This is a genomic window from Aeromonas sp. QDB39 (assembly GCF_027707585.1).
GTDB classification, from domain to species: Bacteria; Pseudomonadota; Gammaproteobacteria; order Enterobacterales; family Aeromonadaceae; genus Aeromonas; species Aeromonas hydrophila.
This window is the reverse complement of record NZ_JAPCIV010000004.1, coordinates 15588-35911: the sequence shown is the minus strand read 5'-3', so window position 1 is coordinate 35911 and position 20324 is coordinate 15588. Positions and strand designations below refer to the sequence as shown.

Sequence of the window (20324 nt, the reverse complement as noted above, 5' to 3'; positions counted from 1 at the left end):
GGATTATGGCTTGTTCCTAGCCCTTGCATAAAATTTCTAAAAAAATATAAGACACAGGTGGAAGTTCCAATGAATAATCCGTCCAAAGGGACCTTTTTAGGTCACCCTAAAGGGCTTTTTTTGCTCTTTAGTACCGAACTGTGGGAGAGATTCTCCTATTACGGCATGCGTGCCGTGCTCGTGCTCTATCTGACTGACATGACTGCCAACGGCGGGATGGGCTGGACTCAGGCCGATGCCCTCAAGCTGTACGGCATCTATACCGGTCTGGTCTACATCACCCCGATCATCGGCGGCTGGCTGGCAGATACCTTCCTCGGTCAACGCCGCGCCATTCTGTTTGGTGCCGTGCTGATGGCCGCCGGCCAATTTACCCTGGCGCTGCCGCACGCCATGTTCCCGGACATGGTCAACACCGTCTTCTATTCGGGTCTCGGCTTGCTGATCGTGGGTAACGGTCTGTTCAAACCGAACATCTCCACCATGGTGGGTGACCTTTATCAGGAAGGTGACCACCGTCGTGACGGTGCCTTCACCATCTTCTACATGGGTATCAACCTGGGCTCCCTGCTGGCCGGCGTGATCTGTGGTGCTGCCGCAACCGCCTATGGCTGGCAAGCCGCCTTCGTCAGCGCCGGTATCGGCATGCTGCTCTCCCTGGTGGTACAGGCCACCATGGCTCAGCGTTTCCTGGGTGACATCGGCCGCGTGCCGGCCGCCCAGCGCGCCGCCGAGCAGCGCTCCAAGGAGCAGAAGGCTCCGCTGACCAAGCAGGAAGTGGATCGTATCAAGGTCATCCTGGTGCTGGGTCTGTTCACCATCATCTTCTGGGCCGGCTTCGAACAGGCCGGTGGTCTGATGAACCTGTACGCACAGGAGTATACCGACCGCATGATCGGCAGCTTCGAAGTGCCGACCGCCTGGTTCCAATCCCTGAACCCCTTCTTCATCATCACGCTGGCCCCCATCGTGGCCGCCATCTGGATCAAGCTCGGCAAGAAAGAGCCGAACTCCCCGGTGAAGTTCGCCATGGGTCTGCTGTTCCTGGCCGTGGGCTTCCTGTTCATGATCGGTGCCGTGCTGGAGCAAGGTGGTGATCAGGCCGTCAAGACCTCCATGTTCTGGCTGGTCGGTGCCTACCTGTTCCACACCCTGGGCGAGCTCTGCCTCTCCCCGATCGGCCTCTCCATGGTGACCAAGCTGGCTCCGCTGCGCCTGGCCTCCCTGATGATGGGTGCCTGGTTCGGCTTCGTGGCCCTGGCCAACTATGCCGCCGGTTTCATCGGCTCCTTCGTCGGCGAATCCGGTGCCATGGCCATCTTCGGTGGCATCGCACTGGCCGCCGTGATCAGCGCGCTGATCCTGCTGACCATGGCCAATCGCCTGGTCTACTGGATGCACGGTGCTGAAGGTCCGGCCAAAGAGCCGCAGGAACACGACAAGAAGCTGCAATCTGCCGCCGTCTAAGCGGTCCGGATTGTCTAGCAACAAAGAGGGCGCCCATTGGGCGCCCTCTTTGTATGTGGCCGTCTGACACGGCCTCAATGATGTCGAACCTGCACATGCAGGGCACTGCCGCTGTCACTGCGAAACTGCAGATCAAAGGGTTCATGCCAGCTGCGCCTGTGCAAGGCGTAGTGGCTGGTACGCAGCAGACCGAGCGGCAGGCCGCCGGAGCGCACCAGCCAGTGGGGCGAAGTCAGCCCGGCATTGGCAAAGACCAGCCCGTCCTCCTGATCAAACAACAGAGCGGCCATGGCGAAGGAGTGGCGCAGGCCGGATTCGACCAGCTGCAGATTGAGGTAATCGAGCAACCGGTGGGGCTGGGTCAGCAGTAGACTCTCGCCACGCTGAAACTGGCGATACGGGGCGTTCATCAGAGAGCGCACCAGAGCGCCGCAGAAGGCGGCATCCACCCCGAGGATCGGCAGCTCCATCACCAGCACCAGCAGCTTGTCATCCACCTTGAAGGTATCGGGAATGAACAGATTGCCCATCCCTTCAAAGGTGACCTGCCAGGGCCCCCACTCCTGCAGGCCCGGCGGCTTCAACCAGGCCAGCAGCCGGGTCGCCGCCAGGTCGTGTTCGCGAAAGAAGTCGATGTGCTCCATCAACTCCAGCTGTTGTCCATAACCGTGATTGGCGCTCAGGCACTGCTCTATGCTGCGACGCACCTGACCGAAGTCAGAGATGGGCTTGAGCAGGAAATCGCGGGCACCGGCGCGCAGCGCTCGCTCGACCGCCTCCATCTTGCTCTGGGCCGAGATGACGATGACAGGAATATGAGGGTAGCGGGCCGTGAGGCAGGCGATCACCTCATGCCCATCCATGTTGGGCATGTTCAAATCACATAACACCACATCGGGGTGATAGAGAGCGGCGGCAGAGAGGCCTTCAATACCGTCTTCGGCCTGGAATACGCAGGCACCATCGTGAGCGAGATAATTGACCAGCGAGTGGCGAAAAACCGCTTCGTCCTCCACCACCAGGATCCGTAGTCCGGCTTTTGACATCTTGATAAAGCTCTTATTAGTCAACCAGTTATTTAACCTGAACTCGGGATAAAAAACGGCGTAAAAAATGAACTCAATGCCCGTTCCAAGATCTGATCCTGCAGTGACAAAGACACTGACCACAAAGGAACGGGCATGGACAAGTTATTGGAACTCTTCTGTGATGTTGATGATTTTTGTGCCGTATTTATGCCTCAATGGCACCAGCAATTGTTGGTTAGCGGTCAGCGTCAACGCCAGCGTACCGGGCGCATGAGCGCGAGTGAGATAATGTGCATCATCATTGCTTTCCACATGTCACACCACCGGGATTTCAAAAACTTCTACAACGGTTTGCTCCGGCGCTATCACATGCAGGATTTTCCTCAATTGCTCAGTTACACCCGGTTCCTCGAGATGATGCCATCCGTATTGGTCCCGCTCTGTGCCTATTTCACCCAGCTGAAGGCAACCCCAACCGGGATAGAATTTGTTGATTCGACCAGCATCAAGGTCTGTCATAACCTGCGGATTCCCCGGCACAAGGTATTCGATGGTGTCGCAAAGCGAGGCAAGGGAACAATGGGCTGGTTTTATGGATTCAAATTACACCTCATTGTGAATCACATGGGCGGACTGGTTGCCGCCAAGCTGACACCAGCAAATGTCGATGACCGGGCACCGGTCAGGGAATTAGCAGCCTGTTTACCGGACCGGTTATACGGCGATAAAGGATATATCAGTCAAGCGTTATCAGATGAGCTGGCAGCCAAGGGAGTGACATTGATAACGGGGCACCGTAAGAATATGAAACCAAAGGTCCATTCGCTTTTTGACAGGGCAATGCTATCCAAAAGGTTCATCATTGAAACAATCAATGACCAGCTGAAAAACATCTCGCAGATAGAGCATTCACGGCACAGGAGTATGCATGGATTTATGTTGAATCTGCTTGGAGGGCTGATCGCGTACTGCCACAAAGACAACAAGCCAGCCTTGAATCTTACATCCGAAGAGCAAGCCGTGATAATGCTGGCTTAAACCGATCTCAGGTTATTTAGCCTCAAGCCTAGACCATAACCGACTGCATTGACCAATCAGATGATTGAATAATCGCCGAAAAATCCATGCCCGCTAGCTATTCTGGCGGCCAACTGCTTGAAATAAAGCAGCTAATGATGCTCATCGAAACTCAGCTTTTTCTCCTCTTTGCAGCTTGGCTGACCAAAAACAGCGTCATACGAAAACAATCAACCCCGATTGCGGGCGAGCCAACCACCCGCCGGCGGTGCCGGGCATGCCATCAATTGTATGAGGCTGCGCCATGGGGGATAATACCGCCACGTCCGTCAATGAAGCATGCCATGACCCCTGCCGAATACAGCGCCCTCGCCCATCCCAGATTGTCCCACCCGGCCCGCAGCCTCTATACCCTGCAGCTGCGCCGACTGGTGCTGGAAAATCAGCTGGCCAGGCTCAACTACCCCGAACTCGGCCGGGCGCTGGCGGTGGTCGACCCGGGCGATCCCAGCGGCTTTTCCTTTCAGGTCAATGCCCGCCAGCTGACCGAGCTGTTCGATGAGCTGATGGAGGCGGGTTTGCTGCAAGTCGAGGCGCAAAACGACAGTGAGCACTACCATCAGTGCCCGTTCCAGCTGCCACTGCTGACCCAGCGGGTGCGCAGCCCGCTGCCGGAGCGCCCGTTCCAGATGCACCTGCAATGGCGCCCGGATACAGAGCTGCCGGCCCTCGCCCGCCTGTGCGGGGTGATCGATGCCAGCTACAGCGAAGAGGATCTCGGCGAGTTCATCGCCTACTGGCTGGGGCGGCCCGAAGTGTTCGACTCCCAGCACCAGTGGATGCTCAAGTTCATTCGCGCCCTCAAGACCCGCCGCTATACCCGCCGCAAGCCGATGGAGGTGCAGGGCTACCAGCAGGTGACCCAGGCACCGGTCGAGGCTGGCCCAAGCAAGCGGGCGCAGGAGATGATCGAAGAGGCCAAGCGGTTGGCCGGCCAATCGCAGGAGCCGGATAATGATTGATAGCAGACACTGCCAGCAGGCAAAATCAGAGACCTGTCCCCACCCCAGACCGAGCAGAAGGAGCATTCCATGACTGACCCGCACGATCCCCTGCGCCAGGAGCTGGAAGAGATCGAAGCCAAGCGCCAGAAGATCGCCAAGGCCAAGCAGGATCATCGCATTCACGACCCGGAATTGAGCCGCCACGTAGGAGGCCTGCTGGAGCGCATTCGTCGCCTTCAGCAAGAGACCGGCGGCAGCCAGTACGACTACGAGACCCTGCGCAAGGAGTACGATGCCAAGGCCAATGCCGAGGTACGCGAGTTGCAGAAGGCGGCACGCCAGGAGCGGATCCAGAAGCTGATCGCCCAGGCCGACCTCAACCCCGACTGGGTGTTTGAACGGATGGATGCCGGCGATCCGGCGCTGCAATATCCCATCGAGACCGCCCGCTACTTCATCAGCGGTTTCGAGCACTGGGAGAAAAGCGGTGGTGGCTGCATGCTGATCTACGGTGACTACGGCACCGGCAAGTCGACCCTGGCGGGCGCCGTGGCGCACGAGTTGATCGCACGCCACCAGAAGTCGGTGATCTTCCAGCAGTGGGCCTCCATCGTGGACAGGTTGTTCTTCAACGTGATCCAGGATCAGGAAGAGCGCAACCAGTACCGGCGCGCCCTGGAAGAGGTGGATCTGCTGATCATCGACGAGGTCTCGGCCAACCGCGCCAAGATGGCGGAGAGCCAGTCCAGCTTCCTCGGCCACCTGCTGCGCCGCCGTCGCAACCTGTCGAAAAGCGTCATCCTCATCACCAACCACAATCCCCAGAGCCTGCACCAGGCGATAGGTGATTTCGCGTTCGAAGCGATCAAGGCGTTCAATCCGGTGGATATTCACCTGAGCGGCCCCAGCCGTCGCCCCCATATCGGCCACTACAACGGCTGATCCCCGTGCGAGCCAGGCCCCACCCCTGGCTCGCCGCTTCCCTCTTTTCCAGACAAATAAAAACAACTCTCATTTACAGCCTCCCCACAACCCTCTAGGCTAGCCCTTTCGTCAAAGGGAGCAGCAGCATGCCAACCACACTCATCTTCGGAGCCAGCCGCGGGCTGGGCCGCGCCTTCACCGAACAAGCCCTGCAGCAGGGCCACCGGGTCATCGCCCTGATCCGCAGTCTCGAGGTGGCCACCGAGCTGCGCGCGCTGGGAGTCGAGGTCGTCAACGGTGATGCCCTCGACCCGCAGGCGGTCGCGGCGACCTGCCAGCTGGCCGGTGACGGAGCGCAGGCCATCTCCACCCTCGGCAGTTTTCGCCAGACAGAGCCTGTCGACTATCTGGGCAATCGTCAGGTGATCGATCAGATGGAGCTGGTCGGGCTCAAGCGCCTGCTGCTGGTAACCTCACTCGGTTGCGGCGACAGCTGGCAATATCTGCCGCAGCGGGCCCGGGCAGCCTTCGGTCACGAGGTCAGATTGAAGAGTCTGGCGGAGAGCTGGCTGCAGACCAGTGCGCTCGAGTGGACCATACTGCGTCCGGCAGGTTTGCAGGATGGCGAGGCCACCGGTCAGGCCGTGCTGAGCCAGGGCGAGGAGGTGCACGGTCTGGTGCGTCGTGCCGACGTCGCCACCTGTGGGCTGCGTCTGCTGAGTGACAAGACGGCACACAGCCAGATCTACGCCATCGGCGATCCCGAGCTCCAGCGCGGCTAAACCAGCGCCTGCGTCACTGAATCCAGCGCATACAAAAACGGTCAGCCCAAGGGCTGACCGTTTTTCGCTTTACCGCGCACGCCGTATCACGCGCGCTGGTACCATCCCGCTCAACCGGCGGTCGTTTCACGCGGAACCACTGGCTGGTTGGCAACCGGCAACGACTGCTGCCGCCAACGCAGCAGCAGGCAGGCCAGCGTACCGTAGAGCAGCGCCAGCCCCCACAGCTGCCACCAGTAGTGGGAGACCTGAGCAAACTCGGCCCCCATCTGGTTGAGCCGCAGAAAACCTTCGATGGCCGGGGTGCTCGGCACCCACTGGGCCAGCCAGTTGAGCGGGGTCGGGATCAGCTCCAGCGGCCAGATGAAACCGGCCAGAAAAACCAGCGGCAGCGAGGAGACAAGCACCACCTGGGTTGGCAGATCCCGGCGGGTAAACAGTGCCCCCAGCACCACTCCCAGCCAGGTGGTGGCCAGCAGGAACGGCAGGGTGAACAACCAGAGTGCGGCCGGCTCGGCGGTGCGCACTATGTTGTAGTGATCGAAGCAGAAGCCGAAGAAGTAGCTCACCGGCAACACGAACAGCCCCCCCACCACCAGGGTGCGGGCCAGCAGCAGTGGCAGGATGGGGGCATGCTGCCAGTAGCCCGCCTCGCCGCGCTGGCTACGCTGGTTCTGGGTCGCCCCCAGGATGCCGGTGCCCATCAGCAGCACCTGGTGCAGGATCAGCACGAATACCGCCGGCACCACGTAGTTCACATAGCCCATGGTGGGGTTGAACACCGGCAGCACGTTGAGCGCCACCGCATTCCAGCCCATGGCAGCCTGCGGCAGGGCCTCACCGTGGCTCAGCAATCTGGCGACCTTCACTTGGGCGGCCAGAGTACCGCCCGCCTGGGCCAGCCCCTCGGCAATGGTGCCGTAAACCAGGAAGTAGGAGGCATCGCCGGCATAGCCCAAGGTGACGCTCTTGCCCTGCATCAGATCCCGATAGAAGTGGCGGGGGATGTGCAAAATGCCGCTGCCCTGCCCCGCCAGCAGCAACGCACGAGCCTCATCCAGACTGCCCGCCCGCGCCACCAGTTTTACCTGCGGCGTGGCATCGGCCATGAACTCCAGCTGACGCGACAGCTGACTGCCATCCTCGTTGACCGCCACCACCGCCTCTTCCCGCGGCAGCTGGTGCAGATAGGGTTGCGGGTAGAGGAAGGAGTAGAAGAAGACGCCGCCAAACAGGGTAAGCATGATGGCCCTGTCCGCCAGCAGGGTGCGCAACTCGAGGCGCAGCAGATCCCAGAAACCTAGCATGTCATTGGCTCCTTCCACCGCCAGGAGGCAGCGATTGGTAGCGCCAGCGAGAGGCACCAATCAATCGGCCGCCACTCGAGGCGTGGCAAATCCCAACATCCCATCATGACCTGGGCTCCTCATTAACAGGGGCCGCGCTCGCCTGGGCCTGATAGCGGCGTACCACCAACAGCAGGGGCAGCAGAAACAGTAACAGGGCGCCAAACTGGGGCAGCGCCGCCGCCAGCGGTTGGCCGTAGTTGGTCTGGCCTATCTGCAGCTCGACATAGTGGGAGATGGGCAGCAGGCTGCGCCAGAACTGGGCGAAATCCCCCATGGCGCTGACCGGAAAGGTGACCCCCATGAAGGCAAAGCCCGGCGCCGTGTAAGCACCGGCCAGCGACAGGGCGCGAGCCGGATCCCGGATGATGCCGTAGAAGAAGGCCCCCATGCTGACGCAGGCGGCCGACGCCAGCCCCAACCCCGTAGCCAGCACCAGCCAACTGCCCTGCATCGGGTAACCAAACCCCTTGAACAGCAGCAGGCTCCAGCCCAGCCCCCAGCCCCAGCCAATCAACACGTGGGGCAGCAGGGTGCGCCAGAGACCGAACCAGACCCCTTTGGTGGTCCAGTCCAGCCCCAGCCTATCGGTGCGGGCCAGCGCATTGATGCCGTAGAGTACCACCAGGATCTGCCACACCGCCGGTAACAGGGCACTCAGCAAAAACTGGGCATAGCTGGAGTTGATGTTGTAGAGCGCCGTCACCTGGCTGGCGATGGGCACCGCCTGCCCCAGTGCACCGGGCAGCGCCTTGCCGCCCGCCATGGCCGAGAGCACGCCCACCTGACCGTTGAGCGTCCCGACCACCTGGGCCAACGCCGAGTTGATCAGCTTGGCGATCAGGATGAACTGGCCGTTGTTGAACACGGTGACCTGCGGCTGGGTGCCTTGCCGGGCATCCCGCTCCAGGTGGTTCGGCAACACGACCAGGGCGTAGATATCGCCCCCTCGCAGCGCGCTGGCCCCTGCCTCGATGGAATCAAACTGCTGGGCGACCTTGAGTCCGGCGGAGGCATCCAGCGAGAAGGCCAGCTCACGTGACAGCAGGCTCTGATCCAGATCCACCAGACCTATCTTGAGATCCCGTGCCAGCCCGGCCGAGAAGACCCAGCAGAGGATCCCCATCAGCAACAGGGGGAGCCAGCTTGCCAGTGCCCAGCCGAACGGATCCTGCCACAGCAACCGCCATTCACGTCCCATCAGAGTTCGACCAGCACGCTCATGCCGACCCGCAGCCCCTCAACCGGTTGCAGCGGGCGCGCCTCTACCTGGAAGCTCTTCATGTCAAAGCCCTGACGGGTATCGGTGGCACGCCAGGTGGCGAAATCCCCCATCACGGCCACATGGGTCACCTTGAAGCGCACCGTCTGCTCGCCAAGGCCGGGAATACGGGCATCGAACTCGGTCCCCAGCGCAAAGCGGGGCAACAGATCTTCGCGCACGTGGAACTGGGCCCAGGCATCGCTCATGTCGAGCAGGGTCACCACCGGGAAGCCCTGCGGAGCCAGCTCGCCGCTGCGCAGCAGCACCTGGGAGACTTCCCCGGTGTGCGGGCTGGCGATGCGGGTATCGGCCAGGTAGGCCTCCACTTCGGCCACGCCGCCGGCCGCCATCTTGGCCTGCTCGCGCGCCGCAATCTTGGTCTCTTCTCGCGCCCCTTCCAGGGTCATCTGGTATTGCTGCCAGGCCATGCCTTCGCTGTATTTGGCCGCCTGCCAGGCAGTCCAGGCCTCATCGCGTTTTTGCAGCGGCATCACGCCATCCCGATGCAGGCTGGCGATGCGCTCGTAGGTCTTGCCGCGCAGCAATGCGGCCGCCTTGGCCTTTTGCCACTGATCCTTGGCGGCGGCAATCTGCTGCGCGCGCGCCCCTTTCTCGGCCTCTTCGGCCATGGCGCCAGCTGCCGCCTGACCCGCCTTGGCCTGACTCAGCTTGGCTTCGATTTCCGGGCTGGCCAGGGTAAACACCAGCTGATCTTTGGCCAGCTGATCACCCTTCTTGACCAGCACCTCGTCGATGCGGCCCGCCACCTTGGAGGAGACGGAGTACTGCTGCGCCTCGATCTGCCCCTGCAGGCGCACCGGCTCCGGCTGATAGGCCAGCCAGAAACGCCAGCCCAGCCAGATGACCAGCAGCACCAGCGCCAGTGGCAGCAACAGCGGCTTGGCCTGGCTCATCTTCTTCTTGATGGGGGGATGACTCATGCATTCACCTCGGCAAACGGGCGACCCTTGGCGGTCGAAACAGACATGAAAAAAGGAGCAGAGTGGCGCGCGATCATGAATTCACCTCGATCACTTGCCCATGCTGATATTGATTGAAACTGTTCATCTGACCGGAGAGTGCCAAGAGGCGGGCCAGCGAGATCACGTATTGATAGGCGGCAGCGGCGCGCTGGGTCTTGACCCCGGCCAGCTGGTTGCGGGCATCCACCACATCGAGGGAGGTAGAGAGCCCCTGTCCGAACGCCTTGTCCCGCAGCAGTACGTTCTCCTCGGCCAGCGCCTGGGTGGAAGAGAGCGACTGGAACTCTTCCAGCCCCTGCGCCGCCTCGCGCCAGGTCTTCTCGACCAGCAGTTCCAGATCCTGGCGGGTCTTGGCCTGCAGCAGATTGACCTGCAGCTCGGCGCTCTTGGCCGCCTGTACCGTCTCGGAGCGGCCGTCACGGCTCACCAGCGGCATGCTGACGCCCACCCCGACCAGCCAGTCCGGCGTGGTCTTGGAGGCCAGCGAGTCATCCTCATAGAGGTTGTAGTTGCCGAACAGGAACAGCTCGGGGGCGTACTTGCCCTTCTCCAGCTTGATCATTCCCTGCGCCTGCTCCTTCTTGGCCGTCAGCAGCTTGAGACCGGGATGTACCGCCAGCGTCTCCTGCACCAGGGCGTCGAGCTCGGGCATCTGCTGATTGATGAAGAGCTGGGTGTTGGGCTCGGCCTGCTTGAGCTTGAGCATGTGGCCAAGGGCCAGCTGGGCGATCTCCAGGCTGCGCCTTGCCTTCTGGGTATCGATGCGTGCTCGGTCATAGGCCGACTGGGCGGAGAGACGTTCGACCCGGGCAATCTGGCCCTGGGCCTCCAGCTTCTTGGCATGCTCCAGATGGTGGGACAGCCCCTGCTCGATCTCCTGCTTGGTCTGCACCACCTGGGCCGCCAGCACCACCCCGAAGTAGGTCTGGGAGAGGCTCTCGAAGGTGGACTGCTGCTTGAGCACCAGCAACTGCTGCGCCTCGCTCACCTGGGCCTGACGAATATCCTGCGCCGCATCGATGCGGCCACCGGTAAACAGCGGCCACAGCATCTTGACCGAGCTGGTCACTACGTTCTGTTTGGTGAGGGGGGTGACGAAGTCGTTGGGCGTCAGCTTGAGCGCCTGCATGATGGGCGCCAGTACCTTGCCGAATTCCGGATGGTTGGCGATGGGGTTGAGATCCATCATGTCCAGTTCCATCGGCTGATCGAGGTGGGTATAGCTGGCCCCCACGTCCACCTTGGGCAGATACATGGCCTTGGCCGCCTCGCGCAGTTGCTGCGCCCGCTCCACCCCTGCCTGCTCGGCCGCCAGCCCGTCATCCTGGCGGATGACCCGACTCCAGGCTTCGCTGAAACTGACCGTCTGGGCCTGGGCCGAGCCCAGCACGGCACCAAGCAGACACGGGTAGAGAGATTTGATGAACCTTGCCGTCATACATCCCCAATCTGTTTGTAATGAAATTGTTTGGAGCCTTTGCTCGATACAAGCTCGCTATCATAACGCAAACCGGTCCGGGATGGGGACAGGCAAATCGCCTCTCCCCTCACCCATTTGGCCCCGCCAGTCTGGCTCGACAATATGTCTGATTTTCAAGCACTCCTGAATTTGCAAGCCTTGGCGCGACGTTTTTTTCAGAAAAAAATGGCTGACGCTCAAATACTAACCTTTTCTCCTGACTAAAAAATGCGTAATATACGCCGCCCTAAGCCGATGGTAACCGTGGAATGCAGATAGGTCCCCACACGCTTGAAACTCCCCTGATTGTGGCTCCCATGGCCGGTGTAACAGACCGACCATTTCGTGAACTTTGTTTGCGATTGGGCGCCGGCATGGCCGTTTCCGAGATGCTGCTGGCCAACCCGGATGTCTGGGATACCCAGAAAACCAGGATGAGAATGGATCACTCTGCAGAAGGTGGCTTGCGATCGGTCCAGATTGCCGGAGCCGACCCCGAGATGATGGCGTTTGCTGCCCGCTACAACGTGGAGCAGGGCGCTCAGATCGTCGACATCAACATGGGATGTCCGGCAAAAAAAGTGAATAAGAAGCTGGCAGGTTCCGCCCTGCTGCGCCAACCCGACCTGGTCAGAACCATCTGCCGGGCCGTAGTGGACGCAGTGGAGGTACCTGTCACCTTGAAGATCCGCACAGGATGGGATCCGGATAACCGCAATGGCGAGGAGATCGCCCGAATCGCCGAAGATTGCGGTATCGCGGCCCTTGCCGTGCATGGTCGTACCCGTACCGACCTCTATCGGGGCGAGGCGGAGTACGACACTATCAGGGCGATTAAGCAGGCCGTATCGATTCCTGTTGTCGCCAATGGCGACATAGACAGCCCGGAGAAGGCCCGGTATGTCCTCGACTATACCGGCGTTGATGCCGTGATGATCGGCCGTGCTGCGCAAGGACGACCCTGGATTTTCCGGGAAATCCGTCATTTTCTTGAGACGGGCACCAAGCTGCCGCCTCCCGAAAGGGAAGAGGTTCGCACCCTGATGAACGAGCATGTAACCAACCTGCACCAGTTTTATGGTGCATATCTGGGAGCGCGCATTGCCCGTAAACACGTGGGCTGGTATCTGGATGAAGAAGAGACGGGCCGAGAATTCCGTAAGCACTTCAATGCCCTGGATTGTGCAGATGCACAACTCGAGGCACTCGAAGCGTATTTCGATGGATTAGGTTAACGCATAACTAAAGAGCCGACCGAATATGTTCGAACAAACCCTGACTTCTGATGCATTGGTAACAACTACTCACAATCACGCTGCCGAGCCGACCCAGCGCCCCCTGCGTGACTCTGTGCAACAGGCCCTGCGTAACTACCTGGCCCAGTTGAACGGTCAGGAAGTGATTGATCTGTACGATATGGTTCTCTCCGAAGTCGAAGCTCCCATGCTGGACGTGATCATGCAGTACACCCGTGGTAACCAGACTCGCGCCGCCGTGATGATGGGCATCAACCGCGGTACTCTGCGCAAGAAACTCAAGCGCTACGGCATGAACTAAGCCATAACAGCTAAGCTATTGAAAATAAAGGCACCATCATTTTATTGATAGTGCCTTTTTCGTTTTGAACCCACATTTGAACCCACACCTACAAGACTAGTTATCATTGTCGACGACTCAACTCGGACTAGCCTGATGAACAGCGTTGACCACATAACTGTACCTATCCTCCCCATGTTGCCTAATGCAAGAGAGGGCCAATGGCCCTCTCTTGCTATCTATGTTGTTGGTCAGTGCAAACAGCACTGCTTGTACTTCTAGCCGCAGCCAAAGGGACACGGCTCGTTGCGGCCAATCTTGATGGGTACCACCACTGGTGTTCGCTACGTTGTGCCAGAAAGTGGGCATGAAGGATACGAGCAGCAAATCGGGCCTTGGTGGCTTGCTCTTGCAGGTGTTCATTGCTGAGCGCCTCCAGCGACGTAGACATGGTTTCTTAACCATGTGTTCTTTATGGTCTCTGTCATCCGGGGGATGTCGCTCCAATGGATAGGCATCTATATCGGTCTCAGGCACAATGTTCGATTAGATAGACCTGATAATGGGTAGTTCAGCTGATGGCACGAATATTAACCAAAGCGCAATTGAGTAAACTGGAAAGCAAAAGCCAAGCCGAGCTGTTGGCTATCGTGCTTGACCTGGCAACGCATCTTCCCCTCGCAAAAAAGCACCTGATTAACCAGTACCTTACTGCTGAGGATGCCTTATTGGCATTGGCAAAAAAAGAGTATAGCAAGCTCACTCGTCGCCCCCCTTCCTGGGATTATAAGGAGGTGGATGCCTTCTTCGATACCTTGCAAAATCAGTTTATTCCGTTGCTGGCCAAGGGGATCGTCGCCTCTCCAAGGGAGGGAGAACTCTTCGCCCTCGAGTTGCTGGCGAATGCCAGAGCCTTGTATGAAAAGATGGATACATCCAGTGGCAGCTGGGAGGACTACCATCTTGCGCTGGTCGAACAGTGGTTGATGGCGATCGCTGCTCAACGAGAGTCTGTCCCCCCAGAGGTGCTGGCTCGTCGATTGCGTGACGGATTGTCAGACATTGATCCATCGATCAGCATTACTTGCCTGTTTGATTACCGTGATGTGCTCGGCTCCCCAGTGATGCGAGCCTTGCGCGATAACTATGCGGCGGCAGGTCTATTGCCAGAGGCGTTGGGGTTGAGCTTTGAGTTGCGTGATATTGCATTCTTTGACTCGGTGCAACAGGCTGGTCTCTTTAGCCACCCCCGTCAGCAGATTGACTATGCCAGACTGCTGACCGACGAATTACGCGCCGATCAAGCCATCGCGGTATTAGAGGCAATGGACTCGGCTCTGTTGCAGCGCCACCGCCAATTGAACCTGTGGCATCAAGTGTTGATCCGGGCCTATCTGGAAGAGGGACGCCGAGCTGACGCTCATGCTCAGGCATTACGCGCGTTTGCTAGCACACGGGCAAACTCGTTTTTTGCGAGTTATTGCCAAAGTGGAGATGAGCCTAGAGAAGTAGCATTAGGCCAGTTTGTTGCCATTGCCGAATCATGGGGGCTACGCGAGGTCTTGTTGCTGTTGGAGGAGGTTGATGCATGGCCACAACTGGCACAACGGCTTGAGCAATGTACAGATGCAGACTTGCAGGAGGATCTCTCACTCCTTGCTGGTTCAACCGTACGAACCTGGTCGAGCCGCCTCTATCAGCAGGGATTTATCGTGGTGGCAGTGCGGCTACGTCGTCAATTGGTGGCCAATGTCGTTAATCAGGGCAAGAGCACCTACTACACGGGGGCAGCCTCGGATCTGAAAAAGAGCCTGGATTATCAGGCGGCCTTAAAGGTAGAACAAGAGGATGGAGAGAGACCTCTCTGTTCGCCACAGGAGTATCTGAATCAGCTTTATCAACAGCACAAACGCAAGAGCAGCTTTTGGGAGGCGGTTCGTCAAAAGCTACCGGCCATTACCATGTCGGCGAGCGGTGTGCAGTATCAGGCCGAGAATAAATAAGGCGCTAACACCTTTCACTCGGTCAGTCAGCTTGTGCTGGTGTTCCATGCGCCCTTGGCTGTCCAGCGCCTCGATAGCACTCATCTGGATGTCTCATTGCCACGACATCCTTCAAGCTACCCAAAACAAGAGAGAGCCATTGGCTCTCTCTTGTTTTCGAAATAGGTGTTTTCAAAAAATGTGTTTTCGAAAAAGTGTTATCGAAAGAAGATCTCATCAAAGTCCGGCTCTTCATCCCAGATGGCGTGCTGACGTGCGTCCCAGCGCTCGGCCAGATAGGGTTTGAGGGTTGCAAGGGTGGTGATGGTCGCCAGTTGTCCATGCAACTGCTTGATATCCCGCTGTAGATAGTGCTGATGCTCCTCGAACGCGAGATCGGTCTTCTTCTTCGAGCGCTGTTTAAACTTGTGCAAGATAACCCCTTGCACTCCCTCCGGGCCACTATAAAAGCAGATCTCGAGCTCACGTTTTTTCTGCCAGAGCGCCGGATTGATGGCCACCAGATTCTCTTCACTCAGCAGCTTGTCTGCCTCGGGCAGATGGGTGTGAGCCAGGTGCAACAGAGTAAACATATCCCGCGTTTCCCACGCATGGCTGAGCTCGCCCATCAGGCGGCTCTTCTCTTCACGCTTGACCGGGTCTTGCTCCCGATCCGGGTGCAGCGTCATAGCCAGCTTGCGATAGAGCTGCTTAAGGCTTGAGTTATCGAGCAGTTGCTCAACCCTGGCAACCTCATCCGGATCGGCCATGTCATGATGATCCTGCCAACGTGCGAAAGCCTCGTCATTGGCAAAGGGGTCATCGCCACAGTCCGGCGCGTCGTCGTCCCACTCATGCTCATCACCCTGCCAGACATGTCTCCATAGAGCGCGTAGTTGGAGCTGAATGCCACACCGCCATGCGCCTCGAACTGCTCGCGGATTTTGAAGTAGGGCCCGGCCATCTTGATACCCATCGCCTTGGCTTCGGGGCTGCGCGACACCACGCATCCATCGTTGTTGGAGAGCACCACGATCGGGCGGCCACGCAGCTCAGGGCGAAACAACCGCTCACAGCTGGCGTAGAAGTTGTTTACATCAACGAGCGCTATAGCCATCACGCTGCCTCAGATTGCCAATCACATGGGTGACCACTCCGAACAACTCCAGGGAGAGGCTCATACAAGGGTCGATAGGCGCGAACGCCGGATTGGCTGGCAACAGCCGCAACCTCGGCTTGAGCTGCAAGGTCTTTACCGTGAAGCCGCCATCGAGTAGTGCAATCACCACATCACCATTGCGCGGGGTGAGGCTCTTATCGACCACCAGCAAGTCACCGGGAAAGATGCCGACCCCGGTCATGCTCTCCCCCTCGGCACGCAGATAGAAGGTTGCTGCAGGGTGGGCCACGCAGTGGGTGTTGAGGTCCAACTTCCCTTCCAGATAGTCGCTGGCTGGGCTGGGAAAGCCGCAAGAGGCGCGGTGCAAGAACAGCGGGATGGTCACCTCGGCGGGTGATAGGTCTGGGGTTAACAGCTTCATGGTAAAACGCCTGTATTTATATACAGTCATTATAGCGCACCACCTTTGAACCAGCGCAAGCCCCACATGACAGTGATGGCGTACCATGGTGTCAACAAATAACAAAGAGGTCAGTATGAGTCACAGTCTGTGTGCCCTACCGAAAGAGCAGCAAGAACGGGTCGAGGTCGAGAAGGCCGCCGCATACGCGGTATGGAAGGAGCGCAACGGTCACTTGGCCAGCGCAGAAAGCGAAGCGAACCAACATCAAGGTGAACTGGGTCGCTACTTCCTTGAAAAGGTCGCCTACTTCAAGTCGCGCTGACCCTATCAACACGTTCATCGGTGGCTATGCAGGTCACTAGCAACAAACCGCATTCCAAACAACTTAACGAGGTACGTATTGTGACGGCATTGGTAGTCAACTTGGTAGAGACCTACTCCAGCCGAGGTGCTTACAAGGGCGCCATTAGCGCTTGGCGGGTTTCAAGTGATATGGCCAACAAAATCTCCACCGTCATTGGGGTTTACAAGTCTCAAGTCGTGGTTGTCATCGAAGGCTGCCAGCTGAAACTCTCGACACCTGATGCCAATGAACTACACGATGACGGGTGTGATGGTCGTTACTTCGTGGTCGGTGGAGACGTTTACGAAGACACCAAAGCTTGGCTAAAGCCGCATCCGTGGTTATTCAAGTCACTGGCCAGCGTACAAGGCCCACGCTACCTGAGCCTCGAAGAGGCCAACCAGATACCTTCAGGCAGCGTCATACTGAAGTAAGCCATATCTACACATCTTGATAGATAAGGTGAGGGAGGCTCGCGCCTCCCCCACTCAACACCACACCTCACACAAGCTCTCTGCCTGCGCCAGAACCAGCTGAGCAGCCTCTTCCTGCTGGTCTGGCGGGTACTTGTACTTGCGCAGGATGCGCTTGACCATCAGCCGCAGTTTGGCGCGCACGCTTTCGCGGCTGCTCCAATCCACGGTCACGCTACGGCGCAGGTTGGCTGTCAGCTCATGGGCTATCTTGGCCAGTATCTCGTCCCCCAGCTCACGCACTGACGCCTCGTTGTTGGCCAACGCATCATAGAAGGCGAGCTCGTCATCGTTAAGGCCCAAGGCCTGCCCCCGCTTGCTTACGGCGGCAAACTTCTTGGCCATGTCGATCAGCTCCTCGATCACCTGTGCGGTTTCGATGGAGCGGTTCTGATAGCGTGCGATCACCTTGGTCAGCATCTCCGAGAACTTCTTCTCCTGGGAGAGGTTGGTCGCGAACTTCGACTTGATCTCCCCCTCCAGCAGTCGCTCCAGCAACTCCACCGCAAGATTGCGCTCCGGCAGGTTGCGCACCTCGGCCAGAAACTCATCATCGAGCAGGCCGATATTGGGCTTGTCGAGCCCCACCGCTTCAAACACATCGACCACATCGCCCGATACCACCGCATTGCCGATGATCTGGCGAATGGCCAAGTCGCGCTCTTCGTCGGTTTTCTTCTTTTGGGAGATCGCCTTCTTGGTCAACAACACTTTGACCGCCTGCAAGAAGGCCACTTCTTCCCGCACTGCCTTGGCCTCGTCAAGGGTGCAGCAGAGCGTGAACGCCTTGCTCATCGCCAGCGCGTTGTCGGCAAAGCGCTTCTTGCCATCCTCAAGGCCAAGAATAAAGTTGGCGGCCCCGGCGAGCAACTTGTGGCCACCGGTGAGGTAGTCGCTGTAATCAAAGCCATGCAGCAGGGCGCGCAGGATATCGAGTTTCTCCTCCAACACCGCGTAGGCCTCATGGGCATCGACGGTCGGCTTGCCCCGTCCTTTGCTGGCGGTGTACTCCTTGATGGCGCTCTTGAGCTCGTTGGCGATCCCGATGTAATCGACCACCAGCCCGCCTTGTTTGTCCTTGAACACCCGGTTCACCCGTGCAATCGCCTGCATCAGGTTGTGGCCCTTCATCGGCTTGTCCACATAAAGGGTATGTACGCAGGGCGCATCGAAGCCGGTCAGCCACATGTCGCGCACGATGACTAGCTTGAGCGGGTCACTCGGGTCTTTGAACCGCTTCTCCAGCCGTTTCTTGACCAAGGCTGGATGAATATGGGGGCGCAGCAACGCCTTGTCAGAGGCGCTACCGGTCATCACGATCTTGATGGCCCCCTTGTCGGGGTCCGGGTCATGCCAGTCGGGGCGCAGGGCCACCACGGCATCATACAAGTGCACGCAGATCTCGCGGCTCATGGCCACCATCATCGCCTTGCCATGCTGCGCCTGATTGCGCTCCTCGAAGTGGGCCACCAGATCGGCGGCCACCCGCTCTATCCTAGGCTTGCTGCCCACCACCTTCTCCAGTGCGGCCCAGCGTGACTTAAGCTTGGCCTGCTCACTCTCTTCCTCATCCTCGGCCAGTTCATCTACTTCGTCATCTAGGTGGGTCAGTTCGTCAGCTTTGAGCGACAACTTGGCGAGGCGTGACTCGTAATAGATCGCCACAGTCGCGCCATCTTCCTTGGCCTGCTGCATGTCATAGATGTGGATGTAGTCGCCAAACACCGCGCGGGTATCTCGGTCTTCGCTCGATACCGGAGTGCCGGTAAAGGCCACAAACGTCGCGTTGGGCAGTGCGTCGCGCAAGTGCTGGGCATAGCCGACTTGATAGCGCGCTGCCCCTTCTGCAATCTGGTTGGGCAATTTGAGTGTGGCATTAAAGCCGTACTGGGTACGGTGCGCCTCATCGGCAATCACCACGATGTTGGCTCGTTCGCTCAGCACTGGAAAGCTGTCTTCATCCGCGCCTGGCATAAACTTCTGAATGGTGGCAAACACAATGCCACCGGAGGGGCGATTGGCCAGCTTGCTGCGCAGATCTCCACGGGTTTCCACTTGCACCGGCTGCTCGCGGATCAAATCTTGCGACAGGGAAAACACCCCGAACAGCTGGCCATCAAGGTCATTACGGTCGGTGATCACCACGATGGTCGGGTTCTCCATCGCCGCCTCGCGCATCACCCGCGCCGCAAAGCAGGTCATGGTGATGCTCTTGCCGCTGCCCTGGGTGTGCCACACCACCCCGCCCTTATGGCTACCACCGGGGCGCGACGCCGCCACCACCTGGGTGATCGCCGCGCGTACGGCATGAAACTGGTGATAACCGGCGATCTTCTTGACCAAGCGGCCATCGTCTTCAAACAACACGAAAAAGCGCAGGTAATCGAGCAGCATGGCCGGGGTCAGAATGCCGCGCACCATGGTCTCCAGCTCGCCAAACTCGCCATAGGGGTCGAGGTTGACCCCATCCACCGTGCGCCACTGCATAAAGCGCTCGGCATTGGCCGACAGCGACCCCATCCGCGCCTCGCTACCATCGGAGGCAATCAGGATCTCGTTGTACTGAAACAGGTCGGGGATCTGCTCCTTGTAGGTCTGCAGCTGATCAAACGCCTTCCAGATGTCGGCATTCACATCGGCCGGGTTCTTGAGCTCAAGCACCACCAGCGGCAGCCCGTTGATGAAGAGGATGATGTCGGGGCGGCGGGTGTGTTTGGGCCCCTTGATAGAGAACTGGTTGATGGCCAGCCACTCGTTGGCGGTGGGCTGCTCGAAGTCAACGAGGCGGACAAAGTCCCCCACCGTCTCGCCATCGCGCTGGTACTGCACCGGCACCCCATTCACCAGCAAGCGGTGAAATGCCCGGTTGGCCGACAGCAGCGCCGGGGTATCGAGATTGACCACCTGCGCCAGCGCATCTTCACGCGCCACCAGCGGCACGGAGGGGTTGAGCCGGGCAATCGCCTCCCGCAAGCGCTCGCTCAGCAGCACCTGCTGGAACTGCTCACGCCACGGGTTATCAGAATCGGGGGCCACATCGTAGCCACACACCACGCGATAGCCCACCTCGCTCAGCCACCCCAGCACCTCTTGTTCCAACTGATCTTCGGTCATTGTTGCTCAATCCCTCAAGACGATCCCTGGCACCCCCATGGCCTCTGCCATTCGGGTATGCCCAACCTGCTCAGCGTCA

The 20324-nt window shown here is 59.0% G+C and carries 18 protein-coding genes and 1 pseudogene; 10 read left to right on the top strand and 9 right to left on the bottom strand.

What is annotated here, in order from left to right; all coding sequences use genetic code 11:
• The first annotated feature begins 69 nt into the window (after positions 1-69).
• Entirely contained in the window at positions 70-1467 is a 1398-nt protein-coding gene (locus PG899_RS03315) for a peptide MFS transporter (protein WP_011707249.1), read from the top strand.
• Between the two features lie 74 nt (positions 1468-1541).
• Here PG899_RS03315 and PG899_RS03310 read toward each other — a convergent pair whose 3' ends face one another.
• A complete protein-coding gene (locus PG899_RS03310; protein ID WP_077097218.1) occupies positions 1542-2513 on the bottom strand; it encodes a response regulator in 972 nt (323 codons plus the stop codon).
• Positions 2514-2648: 135 nt separating this feature from the next.
• On the opposite strand from PG899_RS03310, the gene PG899_RS03305 reads away from it, so the two are divergent.
• The 4 genes from PG899_RS03305 (at position 2649) to PG899_RS03290 (ending at position 6222) form a co-directional block, all read left to right on the top strand.
• Entirely contained in the window at positions 2649-3533 is an 885-nt protein-coding gene (locus PG899_RS03305; RefSeq protein WP_077097209.1) for an IS982 family transposase, read from the top strand.
• 323 nt (positions 3534-3856) lie between these two features.
• On the top strand, positions 3857-4534 hold the full coding sequence (locus PG899_RS03300) for a DnaT-like ssDNA-binding domain-containing protein (protein WP_077097220.1): 678 nt from the start codon (positions 3857-3859) through the stop codon (positions 4532-4534).
• A 69-nt stretch (positions 4535-4603) separates the two neighbouring features.
• Complete coding sequence (locus tag PG899_RS03295) at positions 4604-5458, top strand: DnaA ATPase domain-containing protein (protein ID WP_073351547.1); 855 nt, start codon at positions 4604-4606, stop codon at positions 5456-5458.
• A 128-nt stretch (positions 5459-5586) separates the two neighbouring features.
• Positions 5587-6222, top strand: coding sequence for an SDR family oxidoreductase (locus PG899_RS03290; RefSeq protein ID WP_077097222.1), 636 nt, complete (start codon positions 5587-5589; stop codon positions 6220-6222).
• 110 nt (positions 6223-6332) lie between these two features.
• Here PG899_RS03290 and PG899_RS03285 read toward each other — a convergent pair whose 3' ends face one another.
• The 4 genes from PG899_RS03285 to PG899_RS03270 form a co-directional block, all read right to left on the bottom strand.
• Positions 6333-7529, bottom strand: coding sequence for an ABC transporter permease (locus PG899_RS03285; protein WP_077097224.1), 1197 nt, complete (start codon positions 7527-7529; stop codon positions 6333-6335).
• Positions 7530-7632: 103 nt separating this feature from the next.
• A complete protein-coding gene (locus tag PG899_RS03280; protein WP_077097226.1) occupies positions 7633-8769 on the bottom strand; it encodes an ABC transporter permease in 1137 nt (378 codons plus the stop codon).
• A complete protein-coding gene (locus PG899_RS03275) occupies positions 8769-9773 on the bottom strand; it encodes an HlyD family secretion protein (protein WP_017410991.1) in 1005 nt (334 codons plus the stop codon). Before PG899_RS03275 ends, PG899_RS03280 begins: the two co-directional genes overlap by 1 nt.
• Before the next feature lie 73 nt (positions 9774-9846).
• Positions 9847-11253, bottom strand: a complete 1407-nt coding sequence (locus PG899_RS03270) for a TolC family protein (RefSeq protein WP_016351868.1) — start codon at positions 11251-11253, stop codon at positions 9847-9849.
• Between the two features lie 290 nt (positions 11254-11543).
• Between PG899_RS03270 and dusB the strand changes: the two genes are divergently transcribed.
• From dusB to PG899_RS03255, 3 genes are all read left to right on the top strand, one after another.
• Entirely contained in the window at positions 11544-12509 is a 966-nt protein-coding gene (gene dusB, locus PG899_RS03265) for a tRNA dihydrouridine synthase DusB (RefSeq protein WP_011707259.1), read from the top strand.
• 25 nt (positions 12510-12534) lie between these two features.
• Positions 12535-12831, top strand: a complete 297-nt coding sequence (fis, locus tag PG899_RS03260) for a DNA-binding transcriptional regulator Fis (protein WP_005309538.1) — start codon at positions 12535-12537, stop codon at positions 12829-12831.
• Positions 12832-13388: 557 nt separating this feature from the next.
• Positions 13389-14813, top strand: a complete 1425-nt coding sequence (locus PG899_RS03255; RefSeq protein WP_042649080.1) for a hypothetical protein — start codon at positions 13389-13391, stop codon at positions 14811-14813.
• 197 nt (positions 14814-15010) lie between these two features.
• Here the strand turns inward: PG899_RS03255 and PG899_RS03250 are convergent, their stop codons facing one another.
• From PG899_RS03250 to PG899_RS03240, 3 genes and pseudogenes are all read right to left on the bottom strand, one after another.
• Entirely contained in the window at positions 15011-15562 is a 552-nt protein-coding gene (locus PG899_RS03250; RefSeq protein ID WP_155292460.1) for a hypothetical protein, read from the bottom strand.
• A gap of 86 nt (positions 15563-15648) precedes the next feature.
• Positions 15649-15909: pseudogene (locus PG899_RS03245) on the bottom strand (Y-family DNA polymerase); the annotation flags it as partial.
• A complete protein-coding gene (locus tag PG899_RS03240) occupies positions 15890-16333 on the bottom strand; it encodes a LexA family protein (RefSeq protein WP_107979087.1) in 444 nt (147 codons plus the stop codon). The pseudogene PG899_RS03245 and the gene PG899_RS03240, both read right to left, overlap by 20 nt.
• 115 nt (positions 16334-16448) lie before the next feature.
• Between PG899_RS03240 and PG899_RS03235 the strand changes: the two genes are divergently transcribed.
• A complete protein-coding gene (locus PG899_RS03235) occupies positions 16449-16637 on the top strand; it encodes a DUF3283 family protein (RefSeq protein ID WP_101618200.1) in 189 nt (62 codons plus the stop codon).
• A gap of 170 nt (positions 16638-16807) precedes the next feature.
• Positions 16808-17092, top strand: a complete 285-nt coding sequence (locus PG899_RS03230; protein WP_113721844.1) for an acyl-CoA synthetase — start codon at positions 16808-16810, stop codon at positions 17090-17092.
• Between the two features lie 54 nt (positions 17093-17146).
• Here the strand turns inward: PG899_RS03230 and PG899_RS03225 are convergent, their stop codons facing one another.
• Positions 17147-20245, bottom strand: a complete 3099-nt coding sequence (locus PG899_RS03225; protein ID WP_077097228.1) for a type I restriction endonuclease subunit R — start codon at positions 20243-20245, stop codon at positions 17147-17149.
• Between the last annotated feature and the right edge of the window lie 79 nt (positions 20246-20324).

What these genes read in the sequence shown, in the direction of transcription:
- PG899_RS03270 (WP_016351868.1), bottom strand. Translation starts at nt 11,253, where the DNA reads ATGACGGCAAGGTTCATCAAATCTCTCTACCCGTGTCTGCTTGGTGCC.
- dusB (WP_011707259.1), top strand. Translation starts at nt 11,544, where the DNA reads ATGCAGATAGGTCCCCACACGCTTGAAACTCCCCTGATTGTGGCTCCC.
- PG899_RS03280 (WP_077097226.1), bottom strand. Translation starts at nt 8,769, where the DNA reads ATGGGACGTGAATGGCGGTTGCTGTGGCAGGATCCGTTCGGCTGGGCA.
- PG899_RS03300 (WP_077097220.1), top strand. Translation starts at nt 3,857, where the DNA reads ATGACCCCTGCCGAATACAGCGCCCTCGCCCATCCCAGATTGTCCCAC.
- PG899_RS03250 (WP_155292460.1), bottom strand. Translation starts at nt 15,562, where the DNA reads ATGGCCGATCCGGATGAGGTTGCCAGGGTTGAGCAACTGCTCGATAAC.
- PG899_RS03230 (WP_113721844.1), top strand. Translation starts at nt 16,808, where the DNA reads ATGGCCAACAAAATCTCCACCGTCATTGGGGTTTACAAGTCTCAAGTC.
- PG899_RS03290 (WP_077097222.1), top strand. Translation starts at nt 5,587, where the DNA reads ATGCCAACCACACTCATCTTCGGAGCCAGCCGCGGGCTGGGCCGCGCC.
- PG899_RS03295 (WP_073351547.1), top strand. Translation starts at nt 4,604, where the DNA reads ATGACTGACCCGCACGATCCCCTGCGCCAGGAGCTGGAAGAGATCGAA.
- PG899_RS03235 (WP_101618200.1), top strand. Translation starts at nt 16,449, where the DNA reads ATGAGTCACAGTCTGTGTGCCCTACCGAAAGAGCAGCAAGAACGGGTC.
- PG899_RS03305 (WP_077097209.1), top strand. Translation starts at nt 2,649, where the DNA reads ATGGACAAGTTATTGGAACTCTTCTGTGATGTTGATGATTTTTGTGCC.
- PG899_RS03255 (WP_042649080.1), top strand. Translation starts at nt 13,389, where the DNA reads ATGGCACGAATATTAACCAAAGCGCAATTGAGTAAACTGGAAAGCAAA.
- PG899_RS03275 (WP_017410991.1), bottom strand. Translation starts at nt 9,773, where the DNA reads ATGAGTCATCCCCCCATCAAGAAGAAGATGAGCCAGGCCAAGCCGCTG.
- PG899_RS03225 (WP_077097228.1), bottom strand. Translation starts at nt 20,245, where the DNA reads ATGACCGAAGATCAGTTGGAACAAGAGGTGCTGGGGTGGCTGAGCGAG.
- PG899_RS03285 (WP_077097224.1), bottom strand. Translation starts at nt 7,529, where the DNA reads ATGCTAGGTTTCTGGGATCTGCTGCGCCTCGAGTTGCGCACCCTGCTG.
- PG899_RS03315 (WP_011707249.1), top strand. Translation starts at nt 70, where the DNA reads ATGAATAATCCGTCCAAAGGGACCTTTTTAGGTCACCCTAAAGGGCTT.
- PG899_RS03310 (WP_077097218.1), bottom strand. Translation starts at nt 2,513, where the DNA reads ATGTCAAAAGCCGGACTACGGATCCTGGTGGTGGAGGACGAAGCGGTT.
- fis (WP_005309538.1), top strand. Translation starts at nt 12,535, where the DNA reads ATGTTCGAACAAACCCTGACTTCTGATGCATTGGTAACAACTACTCAC.
- PG899_RS03240 (WP_107979087.1), bottom strand. Translation starts at nt 16,333, where the DNA reads ATGAAGCTGTTAACCCCAGACCTATCACCCGCCGAGGTGACCATCCCG.